At 40.7% G+C, this 20,111-nt stretch carries 17 protein-coding genes, 1 tRNA gene and 1 pseudogene; 7 read left to right on the top strand and 12 right to left on the bottom strand.

All coding sequences use genetic code 11. The features are described 5' to 3' along the window. Positions 1–10: 10 nt before the first annotated feature. A complete protein-coding gene (locus tag G327_RS0119435) occupies positions 11–508 on the top strand; it encodes a SprT family zinc-dependent metalloprotease (RefSeq protein ID WP_019616478.1) in 498 nt (165 codons plus the stop codon). Positions 509–650: 142 nt separating this feature from the next. Here G327_RS0119435 and G327_RS0119430 read toward each other — a convergent pair whose 3' ends face one another. From G327_RS0119430 to G327_RS0119410, 5 genes are all read right to left on the bottom strand, one after another. Then, entirely contained in the window at positions 651–1,394 is a 744-nt protein-coding gene (locus G327_RS0119430) for an RNA methyltransferase (RefSeq protein ID WP_019616477.1), read from the bottom strand. Positions 1,395–1,483: 89 nt separating this feature from the next. Further along, on the bottom strand, positions 1,484–1,948 hold the full coding sequence (gene rimI, locus G327_RS0119425) for a ribosomal protein S18-alanine N-acetyltransferase (RefSeq protein WP_019616476.1): 465 nt from the start codon (positions 1,946–1,948) through the stop codon (positions 1,484–1,486). Further along, positions 1,935–2,327 (bottom strand): DNA polymerase III subunit psi, encoded by a 393-nt coding sequence (locus tag G327_RS0119420; RefSeq protein ID WP_019616475.1) that lies wholly within the window; start codon positions 2,325–2,327, stop codon positions 1,935–1,937. Before G327_RS0119420 ends, rimI begins: the two co-directional genes overlap by 14 nt. A 243-nt stretch (positions 2,328–2,570) precedes the next feature. Next, a complete protein-coding gene (locus G327_RS0119415) occupies positions 2,571–3,269 on the bottom strand; it encodes a type 2 periplasmic-binding domain-containing protein (RefSeq protein WP_019616474.1) in 699 nt (232 codons plus the stop codon). A gap of 372 nt (positions 3,270–3,641) precedes the next feature. After that, a tRNA-Trp gene (locus tag G327_RS0119410) sits at positions 3,642–3,717 on the bottom strand. Between the two features lie 477 nt (positions 3,718–4,194). On the opposite strand from G327_RS0119410, the gene G327_RS0119405 reads away from it, so the two are divergent. Both G327_RS0119405 and gorA read left to right on the top strand, forming a co-directional pair. Further along, positions 4,195–5,316, top strand: coding sequence for a phosphoserine transaminase (locus tag G327_RS0119405; RefSeq protein WP_019616473.1), 1,122 nt, complete (start codon positions 4,195–4,197; stop codon positions 5,314–5,316). Positions 5,317–5,349: 33 nt separating this feature from the next. Beyond that, on the top strand, positions 5,350–6,717 hold the full coding sequence (gorA, locus tag G327_RS0119400; RefSeq protein ID WP_019616472.1) for a glutathione-disulfide reductase: 1,368 nt from the start codon (positions 5,350–5,352) through the stop codon (positions 6,715–6,717). A gap of 497 nt (positions 6,718–7,214) precedes the next feature. Here the strand turns inward: gorA and G327_RS0119395 are convergent, their stop codons facing one another. From G327_RS0119395 to G327_RS25720, 3 genes are all read right to left on the bottom strand, one after another. Further along, positions 7,215–8,831, bottom strand: coding sequence for an arylsulfatase (locus G327_RS0119395; RefSeq protein ID WP_019616471.1), 1,617 nt, complete (start codon positions 8,829–8,831; stop codon positions 7,215–7,217). A 47-nt stretch (positions 8,832–8,878) separates the two neighbouring features. Further along, positions 8,879–10,075, bottom strand: coding sequence for an anaerobic sulfatase maturase (locus G327_RS0119390; RefSeq protein ID WP_245542709.1), 1,197 nt, complete (start codon positions 10,073–10,075; stop codon positions 8,879–8,881). A gap of 235 nt (positions 10,076–10,310) precedes the next feature. After that, on the bottom strand, positions 10,311–11,102 hold the full coding sequence (locus G327_RS25720; RefSeq protein ID WP_019616468.1) for a LysR family transcriptional regulator: 792 nt from the start codon (positions 11,100–11,102) through the stop codon (positions 10,311–10,313). Between the two features lie 55 nt (positions 11,103–11,157). Here G327_RS25720 and G327_RS26930 point away from each other — a divergent pair. Beyond that, positions 11,158–11,310: pseudogene (locus G327_RS26930) on the top strand (glutathione-disulfide reductase); the annotation flags it as partial. Between the two features lie 74 nt (positions 11,311–11,384). Here G327_RS26930 and G327_RS0119375 read toward each other — a convergent pair. Together G327_RS0119375 and lgt are read right to left on the bottom strand one after the other, a co-directional pair. Then, the gene (locus G327_RS0119375) at positions 11,385–12,236 is read right to left on the bottom strand and encodes a thymidylate synthase (RefSeq protein ID WP_019616467.1); all 852 of its coding nucleotides are present in this window, start codon (positions 12,234–12,236) and stop codon (positions 11,385–11,387) included. A gap of 24 nt (positions 12,237–12,260) precedes the next feature. Beyond that, entirely contained in the window at positions 12,261–13,100 is an 840-nt protein-coding gene (gene lgt / locus G327_RS0119370; protein ID WP_019616466.1) for a prolipoprotein diacylglyceryl transferase, read from the bottom strand. A gap of 452 nt (positions 13,101–13,552) precedes the next feature. Here lgt and sstT point away from each other — a divergent pair, with 452 nt between their 5' ends. Then, positions 13,553–14,803 carry a serine/threonine transporter SstT gene (gene sstT, locus G327_RS0119365; RefSeq protein WP_019616465.1) on the top strand — a complete coding sequence of 417 codons (1,251 nt, stop codon included), beginning with the start codon at positions 13,553–13,555 and terminating at the stop codon, positions 14,801–14,803. A gap of 496 nt (positions 14,804–15,299) precedes the next feature. On the opposite strand, the gene ptsP is transcribed toward sstT, so the two are convergent. After that, complete coding sequence (gene ptsP, locus G327_RS0119360; RefSeq protein WP_019616464.1) at positions 15,300–17,570, bottom strand: phosphoenolpyruvate--protein phosphotransferase; 2,271 nt, start codon at positions 17,568–17,570, stop codon at positions 15,300–15,302. A gap of 38 nt (positions 17,571–17,608) precedes the next feature. Then, entirely contained in the window at positions 17,609–18,154 is a 546-nt protein-coding gene (gene rppH / locus G327_RS0119355) for an RNA pyrophosphohydrolase (protein WP_019616463.1), read from the bottom strand. A gap of 662 nt (positions 18,155–18,816) precedes the next feature. Between rppH and mutH the strand changes: the two genes are divergently transcribed. Continuing rightward, the gene (gene mutH, locus G327_RS0119350) at positions 18,817–19,485 is read left to right on the top strand and encodes a DNA mismatch repair endonuclease MutH (RefSeq protein WP_019616462.1); all 669 of its coding nucleotides are present in this window, start codon (positions 18,817–18,819) and stop codon (positions 19,483–19,485) included. Between the two features lie 77 nt (positions 19,486–19,562). Continuing rightward, complete coding sequence (locus G327_RS0119345) at positions 19,563–19,892, top strand: early set domain-containing protein (protein ID WP_019616461.1); 330 nt, start codon at positions 19,563–19,565, stop codon at positions 19,890–19,892. Positions 19,893–20,111: the final 219 nt, after the last annotated feature.

The following is a 20,111-nucleotide window of genomic DNA, read 5'->3' as shown; positions in this document are numbered from 1 at the left end:
AAAAACAAGCATGCTTAGTTTAGATGATAAGAAAGCACTCCAAGTCAAAGGTGAAGATTGTTTCATTTTGGCCGAGTGCTTTTTTGATCGCCCTTTTAAGCGCCCTGCATATCTGTACAATCAGCGCGGTAAAAGTGCCGGTACAGCACACCTGCAGCGTAACCTGATAAAATTTAATCCCGTCCTGTTTAAACAGAACCAGAATGAATTTCTACAGCAGGTTGTAGCCCATGAAGTCGCACACCTGATTACTTACCAGCTTTACGGAAAAGTACGCCCGCATGGTAAAGAATGGCAGCAGGTGATGATAGAAGTATTTAACTGTCCGGCCAAAACCACCCATAACTTAGATATTAAAGATGTCATTGGTCAGCAGTTTGAATACCAATGCTTATGCACCAGCCACCAGCTGACAGTCCGCAGGCATAATAAGGTATTAAAAGGTGCTAAATATTTGTGTAAGGGGTGTAGAAGCACTTTGAAGCCAAGCTTTCTCGGCGAGAGCTAGCTCAGCGTACAAATCCATATCGACTGAATTCAATCTATTCTAACGTTTGAAATTGTCTAAAATAATAGCCGTTGCCATCACCACATTTAATGACTCAGCTTTGCCTGAATTAATGGTGGATAGTGATTTTATTCCGTTACTATCAACGCTTAAAATTATCTAAAATAATGCCTGTTGCCATCGCCACGTTTAACGACTCTGCCTGCCCAAAGCTGGGAATGGTTATCTTATCTGTAATGAATTTAGCTATTTCATCTGAGATTCCATGTGACTCACTGCCCATAACAATAAATGCACTCTTCGCTAATTGTGTTTTATGGATATTTTCTCCTTCTAAGAAAGCGCCATAAACCGGCTTGCTCTGCTTAGATAAATACTCAGTTAAATCTGTAAAACTCACCTTTACTCGAGCAAATGAGCCCATGCTGGCGGCAATCACTTTCGGATTATAAAAGTCTGCGCAGTCTGGGCTGCAGACAACCTGCTCGATACCATACCAGTCAGCAACACGAATAATCGTACCTAAGTTTCCTGGATCACCAACCTGATCTAACACTAAAATCAGCTCGTTACCACGAATCTGCGGGGCTTCGCTTTGTTTACACTCAACCACGGCAATAACACTGTTATTTGAAACTAAAGTGCCGGCTTTTTTTAGCTCTTCTTCAGTTGCTTCAACAGTCATCGCCACCAGGTCTTTTTCTGCCAGCAGTTTGTTGTTTTCGTTAATGTAGGTGCTTGTGGCAAAAATTTGTTTTACCGTAAAATCAGAATTAAATAATTCACCGACATTTTTTTCTCCCTGTACTAAAAACAGCCCGTGTTTTTTACGCTGTTTTTTCTGCTCAAGAGCGTGGATGAGTTTTAACTGATTTTTAGATATCATGATTTGTTTCCAGTTTTTAATAAAAATATTAATTACGTCTTAAGTTATTTTTTAATATTAACAATGCACAAAAGGCGGCAGGATCTTGATTATTTAAGATAGCAGCACATTATCACGGCATCTTCCCGGCCGCTTTCGCTTGGGTAATAACCTTTGCGCCGATCTACTTCAACGAACCCCAGCTTATGATACAAACTTAATGCACTCACATTTGAAGCTCGTACCTCCAGCCATATCTCCTGCTCATTATTTGCCAGAGAAAAGTCCAGCAGGTACTGTAACAGCAGACGCCCTAAACCTTTACCCTGACAGTCCGGAGAAACAGCAATATTCATTAAAGTTACCTCCCCGGCAACCGAGCTTGCAACAAAATAAGCAAGCACCTGATTATCAGCTAATAGAACATGGTTAAAGTAGCGTTTTCCAAAATTACTTAGAAACAGTTTTTTTGACCAGGGGTGGCTATGACTCTGCTGTTCGATATTATGAACAGCCTCAATATCCCCCAGACTCATTGCCAAAATCTGCAGGTTATTTTTATTAATTAAAGGCACAGAATTGTTTCCATAGGGATTTTTTATCTTCTGGATGGTCAGCAAGATAGGGTAAAGAGGGAGAAGTTAATAATTTGTGCCCCTGGGGCTGATTAATTTCACCAACGGTTGTCCAGATATACTCAGGTAAATCGCCCTGCTGATCTTCAAATTCACTCATTGAGCAGTGATACACATCATCCGCTTTAAATTTAAAAGCACTGAGTATCTTTCCCATTAACGGATGCTGAAAATCTTCATTTGAACAGATCACCAATAATGAATAGTTTTTTAAATCAACTGGATCGGCATTATTAAAGCGGGGAAATAAATTTGGTTTACGGACCTGCCAGCGGGTAATTCCCATTTCTTGTAAATAAACAGCTTGTTGGTGCTTCATAGCAGGTCCAATGAAAAAGTGACAGTAAAATCTAGTTAGGCGAATATAACACTGAATGGGAGCTAACCGAAGTATTGATGGAAAAGTGCTAGGGTTCGTGACAAAGTATTTACAGCATTATTTATGCCTGGTTTAGAGAAAGCTATTCAAACCTTAATTCTCAGCAGATTTTTCAATCTACATATAGGCTGCACCAGTATATTGAAACAGAGCCTAATTTCTCCGGCACAATATAGATAGGTATTAAGCCGCTGTTTTCAACCTTTCTTCAAGGATTGCGTTAATTATTTTTTTAATTTTCCCCTGTTTACGCATCTGTTTCAACGACTCAATTAATTTCGGAGCTAAATAGGCCTTATTAGGACTTAGATAAAGGTATTGAGGCATCTTTTCCAGTACCCCGGGGAGCAAATTAATTTCAGGAGAATGTTTCACCAGCTCTAATCCATCCCACTTGGTCAATAGAATTAAATCTATTCTATTTTTTTCTACCATTGCTAGTAACTGGGCAGGAGATTCCCTTACTATTCGTCCTTGTTTCGGCGTTTTTTTATCAAAAATCTTCCACCCTCTAGGGTAAGCAAAACTAAATTTTTCGAGATCGCTCCAGGAGTTTAACTTAATCTTAGGGTTACGACCGAATCCAACAAACTCCACATCAAAAAAATTAAAATCGACTCGGACTAACTTTGAATAATATTTTTCAACATTAGGATTACGTGGTCCATCGCCGTCGATTTCGCTTAATTCTGCCATTTTTAATGTGCGTTCACTTGGCCACCTAATACGTTCACAATTAATTTTTGATAAATTACAGGCTTCAGTTAGAATTTCAAAAAATATATCCGCTCCAATGGCCCCTTCTAAACATCCAATTTTTAGGGAGTCATTGCCCCAAGCTGCCGAGCTTATAAACAGAATAACGAATATAAATTTTTTCATATAGCCATAGCCTTTGGTGAAAGAGTGTAGCTATGCATTGAGTTTTACAACCATAGTGCTTAAACAAGTTAAGTAAACTATACCCATATTGGCGCTGAACTTTATTATTGTTCATAACCATTCTTCTCTATAAATATAGTTCATATGTACACTACAACCCACCGGCACGCGTTGCTTATGTTAAAGACGGGTCTGGATCCATTTGCATATTTTGGATTCACTAGGATCTACTTCGGTACGGATTCTACATGCGAATAACAATATATGGACAGGAAGCATGGATTCGAAAAACATAAAACAGGGAATAATAAATGATTGCCAGGCAGAAACGAAAAAGGCTCAACAGTAAACTGTTGAGCCTTTGTCTTAATGTGGCAGGGGTGGAGAGATTCGAACTCCCAACATACGGATTTGGAATCCGTCGTTCTGCCGTTGGAACTACACCCCTGTTGTTGAGCGCAATAATACCTAAACAGAAAATAAAGTAAAGCCTCCTTTGTAATAAAACGAATCAACTGCTTAGAAATCCAGCAATGAGACAAAAACAAGAGAAGTAATGCTTAATTTATGCTCAATAACGGCCAAAGTCAGTTATGCTAAAATAGTGGTTATTCATAAATATGCGTGAGTACATCGGCGCTATCCTCCTATAATTTTTCCCTCTCTACTAATGCTGTCGCTCAATATTAAAATAGGCCTCTAATTCACTCCGGCGACAATAAACGACTAAAACCGTTATTTGGGAATATTAAAAATTCCTAAAAAAAGACCCGTCGTACTGGATCCTCATGATTATTTATCTGTGTAATAACCTCACTATTATTAAAAATTTTATCTTTCAGCTAACTACTCATAGCCAGCAGTGAGACTCTGGTGTATTTTTATACTCTTACTGCCTAAAGCAACTAATAAGGATGTGATGCAAATGAGTAATCCGACACCATTAATCAAACCTGCGAATCCTAACTTTTCATCGGGGCCGTGTGCCAAGCGCCCGGGTTACGCGCTCGACCAATTAGATATTTCAACACTAGGACGCTCACACCGTTCTGTTGTTGGTAAAGATGCGCTGCAGAAAGTAATCCGTGATACTGCGGAACTGCTGCAGCTTCCAGAGGGTTATCGAGTAGGTATCGTACCGGCATCAGATACGGGCGCAATGGAGATGATCATGTGGTCAATGCTCGGCGCCCGCCCGGTTGATGTCTGTTACTGGGAGTCGTTTGGTCAGGGCTGGTTCGCTGATATTACGAAACAATTAAAACTTGAAAACGTCAATGAAATTAAATCTAATTACGGTGTGCTGCCGGATTTAAGCCAAGTTAACCCAGCTAATGACTGTATCTTCACTTGGAACGGTACGACTTCCGGTGTAAAAGTTAAGAATGGAGATTTTATCGCTGACGACCGTGAAGGTTTAACCATCTGCGATGCAACCTCTGCAGTATTTGCCATGCAGATGCCCTGGGAAAAATTAGATGTCACCACATTCAGCTGGCAGAAAGTATTAGGCGGCGAAGGCGGGCACGGGGTTATTATTTTAAGCCCGCGCGCCGTAGAACGTTTAGAAAATTACATTCCAAGCTGGCCGATGCCGAAAATATTCCGTTTAACAGCAGGCGGTAAACTGATTGAAGGCATTTTTAAAGGCGCTACTATCAATACTCCTTCCATGCTTTGTGTTGCGGATTATCAGGATGCATTAAACTGGGTAAAAAATATTGGCGGAGTACAGGCAAGTATTCAAAAGTCTTTAGATAACCTCGCAGTTTTAGAAACTTATGTATCACAAAACAGCTGGATTAATTTCTTAGCAGAAGACCCGGCAAGCCTTTCAAATACCAGCGTGTGTTTGTCGCTTGATTTAGACAGCAGTCAAATTAAACAGCTTATAAAACTACTGGCTGATAACCAGGCGGCCTATGATATCGGCGCCTATAAAGACGCACCAAGCGGGTTACGTATCTGGTGCGGCAGTACTGTACAAGAAAGTGACTTAACGGCACTTTTACCATGGCTTACCTGGGCTTACCTGGAAGTCTCATAATAAATAAAAAAAACTATAAAGATTGGAGCAAACATGAGCGAGAATAATTTCGATTTCGACTATATCTGTATCGGCGGCGGCAGCGGCGGTATCGCTTCAGCGAATCGTGCAGCGATGCATGGCGCTAACGTTGCCTTAATAGAGGCCAAAGAGTTAGGTGGTACCTGTGTTAATGTTGGTTGTGTTCCGAAAAAAGTAATGTGGCATGGTGCACAAGTTGCTGAAGCGATTAATCTTTATTCTGAAGATTACGGCTTTGATGTGGAACTTAAAGGTTTTAACTGGGCTAAACTGGTGGAAAACCGCCAAGCCTATATCAGCCGTATTCATGATTCTTACGATCGCGTGTTAGGCAATAATAAAATCAATGTCATAAAAGGTTTTGCCAAATTCGTTAATAAAAACAGTGTTGAAGTCGATGGTAAAATTTACAGTGCAAAACATATCACCATTGCCACCGGCGGCCGCCCGACTATTCCGAATATTCCCGGTGCTGAATTTGGTATTGATTCCAATGGATTCTTTGAATTAAACAAGCAGCCAAAACGAGTCGCCGTTATCGGCGCAGGTTATATCGCCGTCGAACTTGCCGGTGTATTACACTCCCTAGGCACTGAGACGCATCTATTCTGCCGTAAAGAGTCTGTATTGCGCAGCTTTGATCCGATGATCATTGAACCCCTGACAGAAGTGATGGCAGCTGAAGGGCCAACTTTACATACTCACTCTGTACCCAAAGAAGTAGTTAAAGAAGCTGACGGCAGCTTAACCCTGCACCTTGAAAATGGCGAAAGCTATAATGTCGACACCCTGATCTGGGCGATTGGACGCCATCCAGCGACGGATACAATCAACTTACAAGCAACCGGTGTAGAAACGAATGCTCGTGGTTACATCAAAGTGGATGCCTACCAGGAAACCAATATTCCGGGCATCTACTGTGTCGGTGATATTATGGAAGGCGGGGTTGAGCTAACGCCAGTGGCCGTGAAAGCGGGCCGCCTGCTTTCTGAGCGTTTATTTAATAATAAAACAGATGCGAAAATGGATTATGACTTAATTGCAACGGTTGTGTTTAGTCACCCGCCGATTGGTACGATCGGCTTGACTGAACAGGATGCAGTTAAACAATACGGTAAGGATAATATCAAAGTATACCAGTCAGGCTTTACTGCCATGTACACTGCAGTCACTAAACATCGTCAACCATGTAAAATGAAATTAGTTTGCGCAGGCCCTGATGAAAAAGTGGTTGGTTTACACGGTATTGGCTTTACTGTTGATGAAATGATCCAGGGATTTGCAGTAGCTATGAAGATGGGCGCGACTAAAGCCGATTTTGATGCTGTTGTTGCGATTCATCCAACGGGCAGCGAGGAATTTGTTACCATGACCCGTTAGTGTAGAAAGCGCACCATTACGTTTTAATCTGTGCGTATTTTGGAAATTTTGGAAGGCATGTTACTACTATTTCATGCCCATTTTTTCGGAGTACGCATGGCGTAGTTGATCACAGCGACAAAAATAAAATTAGGAGAATAAGTTTATGCTTAAGACAACTTACCTTCCCTCTATTTCATTTAAGAAAATATCCTGCTAGCTTCGGTCCTCCCCCTTTACGACATAAATTATACTTACGTTAAGCCCGTAAACTGATGGTTCCTTTATCTAAAGTCTACGAAGTAATTAGAAGATTTAAGCTCTTATTCAAGAGCGGTCTTAATATACAGGAGCTTCCTAGAAGCTAATCACCTTCAATGAGTTAGTTTTTTCCCCCTAATGGTCTCTAACTCTTTTATATCGTTTTTATTTCACTCAGAAATTAACATAACTGGTTAGTGCAGAAAGGGCCTCTATTACTAGAAGCCCTATTTAATTACGATAGTAAAGCGATGCTTTTATTTAATCTTTATCGCTGGAGGGTAGTCAACAAAGGTCTTCAAGTGCTTATTAATTGCCTGCATTAAAACGGGTGCGTGTGGTTGTTTTAACGGGGTCATTGCATAACGCTCTTGCGGATCAATGTGCAGGTTAAATAACTTTCCTCCATACAGAGAGTCAGTTACTGTACTTTGAAAAGGGCTCGATTTTGGCCAAGTGTCTGTAAACTCAAACGATTGATCTTTTACCATGAATTTATATTCAGCAATACGTACGCCCATTAAAGCATTACTTGCCCAATAGAATATTTCGCGACGATGTGACTTGCCGTTTTCAGTTAACAGAAACGCACTTTGGTCGATACTATCGATGTATCTATCTGTTGGCAGTAAATCACTAGCACCAGCTACAGACAGCGCAGTGGCATAAATATCGGTCAAATCAAATAAACCATCTGAGACTTGCCCTGGTTTGATCATTCCAGGCCAGTAAGCAATGGTCGGTACACGAACTCCACCTTCATAAGAAGTTCCTTTAGCGCCGCGGAAAGGGGTTACACCAGAATCAGGGAATGCTTCAACAAATGGTCCGTTGTCACTGGTAATAATAAATAGCGTATTGTCTAGTTTCCCAGCCTCTTTGAGTGAGCTTTTGATCTCACCGATACGGTGGTCTAATTCAACAATAACATCTTTGTACGGGTACTTTGATTTTGACTTACCGATAAAGTCAGGGTGTGGATAGTTATCATTATGCGCACCACGCGTTGCATAATATAGGAAGAACGGCTTATCTGTATCTTCTTGCGATGCGATAAAATCAGTTGCTTTACTGGTTAATTTTTCATCTACAAAACGTATTGATTCCATATCAATTGGCGATACCTTTCTGGCTTCTTCGCCTCGGCTGCCTTCAACAATCGACATGATTTCCCCCTCTTTAGCCCATTCATTTCTTGCTTTATCATGGATCAAATCGGGGTTACGCCATTGTTCATTCCACGCAGTATAATCATCAGATGACGTTAAGATACCGTAGTAGTGATCAAAGCCAACATTTTGCGGCTGTGCTTCTTTAAATGTGCCAAGATGCCACTTACCAACCATCTGAGTTGTATAACCTGCATTACTTAGTTTCTGAGGTAATGTACTGGTTTTATCTAAGCCTATTCCTGTTGTTCCTTCACCTGGAAGCATAGGTCTCAATAAACCGGTACGAATGGGCAGCTGACCTGTCATTATGGTCGCGCGTGTTGGTGTACACGAAGGCTGTGAGTAGGCGTTATTTAACTGCAGCCCTTGGTTTGCAATTGCATCTATATTAGGCGTTGCAGCACCGACGGTATTTCCGCCGCCGTAAACTCCAAAATCACCATACGCTACGTCATCTAGCAGTATCAATACGATATTTGGCTTTGAGCCATATTTGTTTTTTGCATTTTCAAGCTTAGCGGCCGTTAGTTTCTGCTCTTCCACTCGCTCAATCGATGGCGCTAAATTGTCTCTTTTAGCAACCGTTTTTGCTAGAAAAGTATCGTCGCTTACTGCCAGTGGCAGTTCCGCTGCGATACTATTTAATGCCATGAAAGGTAAAGTTAATAACCCTATCTTTGTTGGCTTACTGATGTTTTTCATATAATCCCCTTTTACTTAATGTTATTAATCTTGATGCTGCTAGCGGTTTAAATACTGTTTTCTGGGAAGCTAACCTGATAGATGTGATTCATGATTTGCGATGCAGGCTTACCACTTTGTATGAGCTTGACCATACATTTCAGGTACGGATCCATCTCAGCAAAGATAATTTTATAGCCGTCACATAGGTGGTTGTGCTTATGTGTTAGCCCGATATCCAACGTGCGGTGTTTTGGGCAACCGCCATGACAGGTAAATTTAAATTCACATTCATGACAGAGACGGTTAAGTTTTGATTTATCAGAAGAAAATTGTTTCTGCTTTTTTTGGTTTATTATTTTATTGAGGTTTTGCTGTTTAATATTGCCAATTTTATACTCTGGATAGACGTAATGATCGCAGCTATAAATATCACCATTTTGTTCTAAAACAAGTGCATCACCACAGGTTGGCCGCATTGTACAAAGGCTTGGAGTATAACCATACCAAGCGGTCAGTGCATTTTCGAAAAGCTGAACAAATACTCGGCCTACATCTTTAGTTACCCATAGCCTAAATATATCCTGCATGAATAAACCATACTGTTCACCTGATATTGACCAGTCCGTTAACAATGAATCGCTATCTGGGCTAGGGTAAATAAGTTGTTCATTCAAAGTTGAGCGGTGTTCAACGATTGGAATAAACTGAATATGTTGTGCACCAATATTTTTGGTTATGTAGTGATATATCTCTTGCGCATATTTGAGAGAGTGTTTTGTAATAACGGTAATTATATTAAATTCAACTTTCTGATCCTTCAAAAGGTTAATAGCCTGAAGCACCTTGTTATGTGTTCCTTTATTGCTGCGGGTAACACGATAATGGTCATGCACAAAGTCCGGCCCATCAATAGATACCCCCACTAAAAAATTGTGCAGCTTAAAAAACTCAGCCCAGTTGCTGTCAATTAATATGGCATTAGTTTGAAAGGTGTTTTTAATTTTCTTTCCATTCGCATATTTACTTTGTAATTCAACTGCTTTTTTATAAAAATCCAGCCCAGCTAAAGTTGGCTCTCCCCCCTGCCAGGCAAACAGTATTTCATCCTGTTCTTGTGCAGAAATAAAATTTTGAATGTATAGCTCAAGGGTCTGATCATCCATTTTCATCTGTTTTTTTTCAGGCAGTACATGCTGCTCTTTATCTAAATAAAAGCAGTATGTGCAATCCAAATTACACGAATAACTAACTGGTTTACACATAAGGTGAAATGCTTTCATAATGCCCCTAATCGCAGCCAGCAGTATTCAGAAAAATGAATAAACTGCAGCCGCAACTGTCTATTAATAATTGGGGTAACTGTACCAGCAGAGCTGAAAAAAAAGGCCTATTCGGAGTATTGTGGAAACTGATTCAGAGGAGTATAAATAAATGCCGAGGTTAAGTTTAACGATTCAAAAATCGAAAATTCTTTGCGGGATAAAATGGCTATCGTAACTATAGTGCATCAATAATTTGTTTTATTTCGGTGTAAAGCCAGTCAGAAAGCGGATCGGCACTGTTTCTTTGATTAGTAAAAAAAACCAGAGGCTTTTTGAAAAGCCTAGGATTCATTTCAGGAGGAAGCGCTTCGCAGCGGATGTCATTAGGTAAGGCATTTTTATACAGGCTTGAAGTAGTTCCAATGAATTCAGAAGTGCTGAGTAATTTAAACATTGAACTCATATCACTAAGCCTCACATTAACTTTTTTGTCCATCTTATATCTTTTGATTAGCATCTCCATTCTGGAACCTTCAGAGAAGCCGGGGATGATAGTGACACAGATTGGATAGTTGAATACTTCTTTTAAATTACTGGAGGTTAGCGGGTGTTTTTTTCCCATAATTAATATGAAACTATCATCATATAGTTGCTTTTCAACTAGGTTTTTACCAGAACTTACCGGTAAATAACTTACTCCCCAAGAATGTTTGTCTTCTTCCAGCGCTTGTACAGTATCTGATGTCCAATTGGCGCACTCTACGGTTAGGTTTGGAGCAAGTCTGCACAGTTTTTTAAGAAGAGGTGGTGCTATGATGTTGATTAAAGGTGCGGGTAAGTAGAGCAGAACTTCACCTGACAGGTTAGATATATTCCAGTCAGAGTAATCAGAATACAGGACAGATAACCTATCAAATATCTCGGGAAGCTGAGATAAAATCTCTTCACACTTTGGTGTCGGCTCTAGATGATTCTTATTTCTGATAAAGAGATCGTCATTAAATTCAATGCGTAGTTTTTTTAGCATTGCACTGATTTAAGAAAAACTAAGTACTGTTAGAATATTTCTTTTTACTATATGGCCATTTACTAAAGTGGTAGGTTTACTCTGCATCGCTATTGAGCAAATAATTCAATGTGATACAGAGCCGATGAAGATGGGCGCGACTAAAGCTGACTTTGACAGCGTGGTAGCAATTCACCCGACCGGTTCGGAAGAGTTCGTTACTATGTAGATAACTAAATTTATCTGCACAAACAAAAGCCCCGCTTAGGAGTCTAAGCGGGGCTTTTGTTATCTGCGCTTTAGTTAAACTGCAAAGGGATATTTAATGGCTTCGTGATGCTCATATCCCACTACCTCAAAATCATCCATGGTCACCCAGGTTTCTAAATCTTCTAAGCTTTGTATTTTGGGATTTATTTTAAGCTGCGGAGATGCAAACGGCTGACGTTTTAACTGTACATCGCGCATCAATTCCAGCTGATCTTCATAAATGTGAGCGTTTACTATCTTATGATAAGCCGTACCGGCTTTTTTACCAGTGATCTGCGCCATCAGAGCCAGGAATGTGAAGACCTGCACCTGATTAAAGTTAAGGCCAAGCGGCACGTCACATGAACGCTGATAGCTGGTCAGATGCAGCGTATCACCCACTAATGAGAAAGTATGGGTATGCATACACGGACGCAAACAACCCATATGAAATTCACCGGGATTATAAAAAGTAATAATCTCAGCGCGGTCATCAATACCTTTGCTTAAGTTATCAACAACTTTACGCAGCTGATCAATGGTATCACCATCCGGTTTTGCCCATGAGCGTCCCTGGATACCGTAAACACGGCCCATATCATCTTGACCTTTACGGTATTCATTATTCAGCCATGCTTCATTGAGATTGGCGTTTGCATCCCAGGTCTTAGTACCTAAAGCACGAAAATCAGCGGCATTATCATAACCGCGGATATAACCCAGAAACTCAGCAATCGCCGACTTATAAAAACTCTTACGTGTGGTGATCATCGGAAACTTGTTATTTTTTACATCATACTCAAGATCCGCATTAATCACGGTTAAACAGCGTTTACCGGTACGCTCATTTTCAATCCACACACCCTCATCAATAATACGCTGGCATAAATCTAAATACTGTTTCATCTGTTCTCACCTAAATTTGTTTAATTATGCTTTTTTAGCCGTATTCTTTTTTTTCTTAATTACTTCAGGCTGCTTTGCTTTTTTACGATATGCAAAAGTGATTAGAGCTAGGCCGGCAATTACCATCGGCAGGGAAAGAATCTGCCCCATGCTCAAACCAAAAGTTAATAGACCTAAATGCGCATCCGGTTCGCGAGCAAACTCAATAATTATCCGGAAAATACCGTAACCTAATAAAAATAATCCAGCCACCGAACCGGCCGGACGAGGTTTACGAATAAACACAATTAAAATAATAAACAGAAGCACACCTTCAAGCGCAAATTCATAAAGCTGTGAAGGGTGACGGGGCAGCGGTCCTGCATTATGGAAAATGATACCAAACGGCGAATCGGTTACCCTTCCCCACAGCTCTGAATTGATAAAGTTACCAATACGGCCTGCGCCAAGTCCTACTGGTAAAAGGGGCACAATAAAGTCACCCACCGCTAAAATTGAGCGCTGATTCTTTTTCGCATAATAAATGATAGCTAAAACTACGCCGATCACACCGCCGTGAAAAGACATGCCGCCTTCCCAGATTCTAAACAGGTAAACGGGATTATCTAAAAACCGCGAGAACTGGTAAAAGAACACATAACCTGCCCGGCCCCCGAGGATCACCCCCATAAAGCCGTAAAAAAGCAGATCACTCGCCTGTTCGCGACTCCAGACTCCGCCAGATTTATCGCACTGGCGGTTTGCCATCCAGAACGCAAAAACAAAACCAACCAGGTACATTAATCCGTACCAGCGAATATCTAGAGGGCCAATGCTGACTGCAATTGGATCAATATTTGGCAAAACAAAATTTGATGCTGACATTTATCTACTCATATCACTGTGTTTTAAACGAAACAACATCATAACCCAATCAACAAACGATACCAATCATCACCTTGCTTCACAGCCATAAAGACGCTAATCTGAGCGATTCTTATTCACCGAACTTTAACCTCAGAAGGCATAAAGCACCTCCTTCTGTCCGCTAAAGAAAGCTGTTAAACCTTACTGGGGCCTTGCTATACTGATGCCCGTACTAGAAGTGATGCAGCAGGTGATTAAGAAATGAGAAGTCATTAATGACATCACAGAAATGAATGTTACTGTTCACTTTTTGTACAAAACTAGTGCAAAGTTAATCAATGATCTTTACAATGCACGCATAATACCAATGACGGTATGCTAAATACTGCAAGCCAATAAACGGAATTATTGCAAATCAATAAACGGAAATATTGCCCTTACAGTCCAATAATTTAAAACAGGTTTAAAATATGAATCCCACGCCCAACCTTCTGCAGCGTTTGTTAAACGTTAGCTTAGTTATACAAATTGTCATCGGTATTGCTGCTGGTGTTTTAGTCGCTTCTATCTCACCAGAGAGTGCATCCGCTATCTCTTTCCTTGGCGCTCTATTCGTAAGCGCATTAAAAGCAGTTGCTCCAATACTGGTTTTTGTTCTGGTAGCATCATCCATTGCCAACCAGAAAAAAGGCGCGCACACCAATTTAAAACCGATTATTAACCTTTACCTGCTAGGCACCCTGTTAGCGGCTTGTACCGCGGTATTTTTCAGCGTGCTTTTCCCTACCAGTCTTGTTCTAGTAGCAACAGATATTCAGGCGACGCCGCCGGAAGGTATTCAGGAAGTATTAAGTACCCTGCTGTTTAAAATCGTAGATAACCCGGTTAATGCACTGGCTACGGGTAACTTTATCGGTATTTTAGCCTGGGCTGTAGGTTTAGGTTTAGCACTGCACCATGCGAATGACAGCACCAAAGCTGTAATGCAGGATATTTCAGGCGGCGTTACTAAATTAGTGCATTTCGTCATTCGTTTAGCACCAATCGGTATCTTCGGTTTAGTTGCAGGTACTTTTGCTACGACTGGTTTTGCCGCACTAGCGGGATACTCTCACCTGCTAGCGGTATTACTAGGCTGTATGGTGTTCATTGCACTAGTCGTTAACCCGGTAATTGTTTACGTAAAAACAAAAACTAACCCTTACCCGTTAATTTTCAAGTGCTTACGCGAGTCAGGTGTAACTGCATTCTTTACCCGAAGCTCAGCTGCTAATATCCCGGTAAATATGGAATTATGTAAGAAATTAGATCTTCACGAAGATACTTACTCTGTTTCAATCCCTCTAGGCGCAACCATCAATATGGCTGGTGCAGCAATCACTATTACTGTATTAACACTAGCAACGGTAAATACTCTGGGTATCGAGTTTGATATTGCGACTGCTATTTTATTAAGTGTTATTGCAGCAGTTTCAGCTTGTGGAGCTTCAGGTGTTGCCGGTGGCTCATTGCTGTTAATCCCGCTAGCATGTAGTTTATTTGGTGTGCCGAATGAAGTTGCTATGCAGGTTGTTGCTATTGGTTTCATTATCGGTGTTGTGCAGGATTCTGCAGAAACAGCATTAAACAGCTCAACTGATGTCATCTTTACAGCAGCGGCATGTCGTGCGGCAGAAAGAAAAGCAGAAAAAACGCTGCAGACGTTAAATACGCAGAGTTAATTTATACCCGTTATCATTCAAGATGCAAAAATCAGCAAATCGTGAGGTAAACAAGTTCTAGGCGTGAAGGTGAAGATCTAACGAGTTAAATCGAAACTTCACAACAACGAAGGTGTTTGCCTCACGGCTTGCCCTGCGGGTCGCCAGCTCGAAAACCAATACTGCGTTACAACATTCGATAAGGGCTAGCCATTATCATCATGTTGTGTCTTGTCTTGGTGCCCGAGCTGGCGACTGATAAATGCATTTTGATTGGTAACGGGTATAGCTTTATAAGTTAAACAAAAATGCCGAGTTTTTATACTCGGCATTTTTATATCTATAAAAAAGAGGTTATACCAAACTGATTAAGTAAATGGTCAGTTTTAGGCGCAGGAAAAATCAATACTAGCAAGGCATTAATTGATGTAACTAGTTATTCTAATTACGAAATTAATAACGAAGATAGGATTGATTTTAACCAGCATAAAGGATCAGATACTTATTCAGATTGGTATTATTTACCGGCCCGGGTAAACCCGCCTAAACCTTTACGGTCTAAGTAATTAACAAAGATAGCGCGAATCTCAGTGCCGCTGTTTGCCTTTAACGCCTGCTCACAGCAGTTCTCTAGCTCATGCAGAGGCACTGCATTAATTAAATATTTTATCTTACCCATATTATTCGCATTCATGCTCAGTTTGTTATAACCCAAACCTAACAGGATCAAAGCGCCGATCGGATCTCCTGCCAGCTCTCCGCAAATACTCACTTCCAGATCAAAACTGCGGCTGTTATCAATAATTAATTTTAAACACTGAACTACAGCTGGATGGTAGCTGTCAAAAAGGGAAGCGACACGGCTGTTGTTTCTGTCTATGGCTAATAAGTACTGAATTAAATCATTGCTTCCGATGGAAATAAAGTCGACACACTGTGCTAACTGCGGGATGATAAAAATTGAGGACGGTACTTCAATCATCACACCAACCGCCGGCAGCGGAAAATCGTCAGGCGTTAAACCAAATTCATATTTAATCTCTTTCCATGCCTGAGTGATCAAACGCTTTGCTTCATGTACTTCTTCAATTGCGCTGATCATCGGCAGCATAATACGCAGATTACGGTGTTTTAAACTTGCACTGAGCATGGCGCGGATCTGTACCAGAAAGATCTCCGGATGATCCAGCGTTAAGCGGATACCGCGCCAGCCTAGAAACGGGTTTTCTTCAACAATAGGGAAATAACTTAACTGCTTATCACCACCAACATCCAGGGTGCGCATGGTGACTGGAAATTCAGAATACTGCTCTAGTAATTTTCCATAGGATTCAGTCTGGTCCAGCTCAGTTGGAAAAGAATCCGTGAGCATAAAAGGCAGCTCACTGCGGTACAAACCAATACCGTCAAAATGCCCCGCAACAGCACCGTGCTGATTCGCATTTAAACCGGTATTAAGCAGAATGGAGATCCGCTGTCCGTCAAGTGTAACGGCATCTTTACTTTTACCCAGCTCAACTAAATTTTTGAGCTCATTTTCCTCTTCAAGCAGGACCTGATAATGAGTTACTAAAGGCTGATCAGGAAACAGAATAATACAGCCCGCATAACCATCGATAATCAGCGGCTTGCGGTTGATATTATCTAATGACAGCGACAATCCCATTACCGCTGGAATGCCTAAAGCGCGTGCTAAAATAGCAACATGGGAACTAACCCCGCCATGTACAGAAACAATGCCCTGTAGTTTCTCAGTCGGAATACTGGCAAGCATCGATAAAGTGACTTCAGATGCCACCAGAATGAGTTTATCGGGTAAATTTAGATCATCTTCAACCTGCAGGGTAAGGTGATATAACAGCCGCTGTGCAACATCACGAATTTCTGATGCGCGCTCACTTAAATAACGGTCGGTCATCGCTTCAAACTGCTTGATATAGGATTCAGCAACCACTTTAATTGCACTTGAGGCTGTTAAATGCGCTTCATTAATCTGACCACGAATGGCATTCAAAAAGGTTTTATCTTTCAATACATGTGAATAAATATCAAACAGAGCAAAGGCTTCTTTTGACAGCTGTTCTTTTAGTGTTAATGCAAGATTAGAAAATTCATCACTGCATTTTTTTACTATCATCTCAAACAATAAAATTTCTTTACTGCTTGAATAACTTTTCTCAATATTGACTTCAGCCAGAGTTAAAATAGGCCGTACCACATAGGCTTCTGCGATTGCAATTCCTGAGCTGGCCGGGCATCCCTGCAGATGTATTGAAGAAGCAGGCTGATTGAGTTTATCGAGCTCTAAACGCAGACCTGAACTAGCCAGAACGCTGGCAAGGTGCATCGCTAAGGTCACCAGAAAAGACTCTTCTAATTCACTAAATAAGCGCGGCTTCTTCTGTTGTACCACTAATACGCCTAATACCTGACGTTTGTGGATAATCGGTGTACCTAAAAAGGAATTAAACAGCTCTTCCTGGCTAGCAGGTAGGTATTTATAGTGAGGGTGGTCGCTAACATTAGCCAGATTTAAAGGCTCACCTTTTTGATGTACCAGCCCGACAATACCTTCTCCAAATTTAAGACGGATTGTGCCGACGGCTGTGCTGGCAAGTCCTTCACTTGCCATTAAATTCAGTTCCTGCACATTCGGGTCGGTAATAAAAATAGAGCAGCAGTCTACCTTCATGGTTAACTTTGTCTGCTGAACAAGTGTGTCCATTGCCGCCGTTAAACTTTTTGCATCTCCGACCTGTTCCACAATCTGACGCAGCTGACTTAACATGCCTAAATCCCTTACTAAAGAATTAATAATACAAACGTTTATCTCTTTTTATAAAAAGAGGCGCGCCGCCGCCGGGTGTTCTTTTTCTTTTCCGAGTTACTTTTCATTAATGAAAAAGCGACAGCGGAGAATTCTTTTAAGGCTTTACGGTAAACTTCCCGCTTAAAAGATACAACTTGACGCACAGGGTACCAGTAACTTACCCAGCGCCAGTCATCAAATTCAGGATGCCCGCATGCCTCAAATTCAATTTGCTTATCATCAGAAATCAATTGTAATAAAAACCAGCGTTGTTTCTGCCCGATGCACACCGGCTCAGGTGAATCCCATCGAACTAACCGTTTCGGCAGTTTATAACGCAGCCAGTTACGGGTGCTGGCTAATAATTTTACGTGTTCAGGTTTTAAGCCGACTTCTTCATGCAGCTCTCGGTACATAGCTTGTTCAGGTGTCTCACCCTCTTTAATTCCTCCTTGAGGAAACTGCCATGAATGCTGTCCAAATCGTTTTGCCCATAAAACCTGTCCATTTTGATTACAGATGACGATACCTACATTGGGACGATAACCGTCAGTATCAATCACTAAAGCGCCTTTTCAGAGTTAAGATTCACTACCTGGTTATTATGAGGTGTTCCCCGTTTATTAATGGTAATGAATACAATTTTAATCAATGACGCATTCTTTCACAGATCCTTCTGCCCATCAAACCGATAAATCTAAAATTGTAGACTAAACAGCATGCTCAATTAGCAGAAAAAATGCACTTGTTACATATCCACGTAAACTGTGCATAACTTTGTGTATAATAAATTCTTTTAGCTATAATAGATATTTACCACGCTATTGAAGATCTTTCACCTTGCCGAAAAAAATCAATTTATAAGATAAATAACAGTACGTTACAACAGTACAAAAGCATTTATAGATTTAGATCTGTAATTAGATCCAGTAGTATTCATTCACAAACAGATGTGCATATCTACATAGGTCAAAAATCAACCACCTGCGCTATAATGGGCGATTTTAGGACAATTATTAGACACAGATCTTGTTTTTGGTATTATTTACGGATAAAAAATCTCGAGACTCTCTTTTTTATGAATAAGTATTTAGTTATCCACTATAAAAGTGGATAACTCTGTGTAATCTCCATGATAAAAGACTGAATAACCCTGAATAGTAAATAATAAGATAAGATATGGCCCAGATTAACGAGTCTGCAATCGCTTAAAAATGGTAATAAGATGATAAATCCACCGCGCTCAACTACAGAACTATTAAATCGATGCGAACAGATTGCAGGCTATTCTCTGTGCGAATTAGCTGAAATGGCGGCAATTCCCATGGCCAAAGATCTGCGTACTAATAAAGGCTGGGTCGGTCAGTTAATTGAATGGCATTTAGGGGCAACTGCCGGCAGCAGACCAGAGCAGGATTTTGCCCATCTAGGTATTGAACTAAAAACAATTCCCATCGATCAATCTGGAAAAGTGTTAGAAACGACCTTTGTCTGCTCCGCTCCTATTTTAAATACAACCCGCTTAACCTGGGTGAATTCCAATGTGCGTAATAAATTAAGCAGTGTATTATGGGTACCGGTACAGGGAGAGCGTGATATCCCCCTGGCAGAGCGTATTGTCGGCAATGCTTTTCTGTGGTCCGCAAGTCCGGAACAGGAGCATTTATTAGCCACAGACTGGAACGAGATAATGGAAAAGATATCTCTGGGGAAGATAGAATCAATTAGTGCACGAGACGGGCAGGTTCTGCAGTTAAGGCCGAAAGCGGCCAATGGACGATGCTTAACCGATGCTTTTGGTGAAGACGGACAGCTGATAAAAGTGCGTCCGCGTGGTTTTTACTTAAAAAAGACCCTTACTCAGGCAATTCTTAACCATCAATTTGATCTTTAATTAAGAAACAATTAAACTTGGTTAAAATTTATTCTAGCTTACAGTAGATTAACTAGCTGTCTTTTAAGGAGTTTATAATGTCTATCAAGAAGCAGTACTTGAAATCTAAACCTCAAGTCAAAGTTACTTTTGAAATTGAGAAACAGGATGCGCAGGATGCAGATAATATTTCACTGCTTTCTGAACATAATAACTGGGTTGCCATTGAGCTTAAAAAGTTTAAAAACGGTAAGTTCAAAATAGCTGAAAATATTTCCACCGAAGAACGTGAAAGTTTTCAGTTTATTTATAAAGCAACAGCTGCAGATGGTCGAGAGTTCACCATTTTGCCTGATGATGCAGACGGTTATGTGCATAACGGTATAACCGATGACGGTCGAAATGCGGTCCTGCAGATCTCCCTGTAATTTATCAAAAAATAAATTATATAAAAACCGCTAATCAGCTAATGCCGATCAGTTAAGAAAAATCTATTGATTTTTAACTGAATAAGATCAAAATCCGATGTTCACAAAACATCGGATTTTTTTATGCAACTATCAACAGCACTTTCCCAGGTATCACTTAATCACTTCACTGAATTTACTGGCCTTAACGAGCTATTAGCACCTGAGTTAGTTACTGAT

Origin of the sequence: Psychromonas ossibalaenae ATCC BAA-1528, assembly GCF_000381745.1 — a bacterium.
GTDB classification, from domain to species: Bacteria; Pseudomonadota; Gammaproteobacteria; order Enterobacterales; family Psychromonadaceae; genus Psychromonas; species Psychromonas ossibalaenae.
The sequence above is the reverse complement of the archived record's forward strand: the minus strand, read 5'-3'. Positions and strand labels throughout refer to the sequence as shown.

Bases quoted from the DNA above. Each gene is read 5' to 3' on its own strand.
- G327_RS0119390 (WP_245542709.1), bottom strand. From the start codon at position 10,075: ATGTGTAAACCAGTTAGTTATTCGTGTAATTTGGATTGCACATACTGC.
- G327_RS0119415 (WP_019616474.1), bottom strand. From the start codon at position 3,269: ATGAAAAAATTTATATTCGTTATTCTGTTTATAAGCTCGGCAGCTTGG.
- G327_RS0119420 (WP_019616475.1), bottom strand. From the start codon at position 2,327: ATGAAGCACCAACAAGCTGTTTATTTACAAGAAATGGGAATTACCCGC.
- G327_RS0119375 (WP_019616467.1), bottom strand. From the start codon at position 12,236: ATGAAACAGTATTTAGATTTATGCCAGCGTATTATTGATGAGGGTGTG.
- G327_RS0119345 (WP_019616461.1), top strand. From the start codon at position 19,563: ATGTCTATCAAGAAGCAGTACTTGAAATCTAAACCTCAAGTCAAAGTT.
- G327_RS0119395 (WP_019616471.1), bottom strand. From the start codon at position 8,831: ATGAAAAACATCAGTAAGCCAACAAAGATAGGGTTATTAACTTTACCT.
- mutH (WP_019616462.1), top strand. From the start codon at position 18,817: ATGATAAATCCACCGCGCTCAACTACAGAACTATTAAATCGATGCGAA.
- G327_RS0119430 (WP_019616477.1), bottom strand. From the start codon at position 1,394: ATGATATCTAAAAATCAGTTAAAACTCATCCACGCTCTTGAGCAGAAA.
- lgt (WP_019616466.1), bottom strand. From the start codon at position 13,100: ATGTCAGCATCAAATTTTGTTTTGCCAAATATTGATCCAATTGCAGTC.
- ptsP (WP_019616464.1), bottom strand. From the start codon at position 17,570: ATGTTAAGTCAGCTGCGTCAGATTGTGGAACAGGTCGGAGATGCAAAA.
- G327_RS25720 (WP_019616468.1), bottom strand. From the start codon at position 11,102: ATGCTAAAAAAACTACGCATTGAATTTAATGACGATCTCTTTATCAGA.
- gorA (WP_019616472.1), top strand. From the start codon at position 5,350: ATGAGCGAGAATAATTTCGATTTCGACTATATCTGTATCGGCGGCGGC.
- sstT (WP_019616465.1), top strand. From the start codon at position 13,553: ATGAATCCCACGCCCAACCTTCTGCAGCGTTTGTTAAACGTTAGCTTA.
- G327_RS0119405 (WP_019616473.1), top strand. From the start codon at position 4,195: ATGAGTAATCCGACACCATTAATCAAACCTGCGAATCCTAACTTTTCA.
- G327_RS0119435 (WP_019616478.1), top strand. From the start codon at position 11: ATGCTTAGTTTAGATGATAAGAAAGCACTCCAAGTCAAAGGTGAAGAT.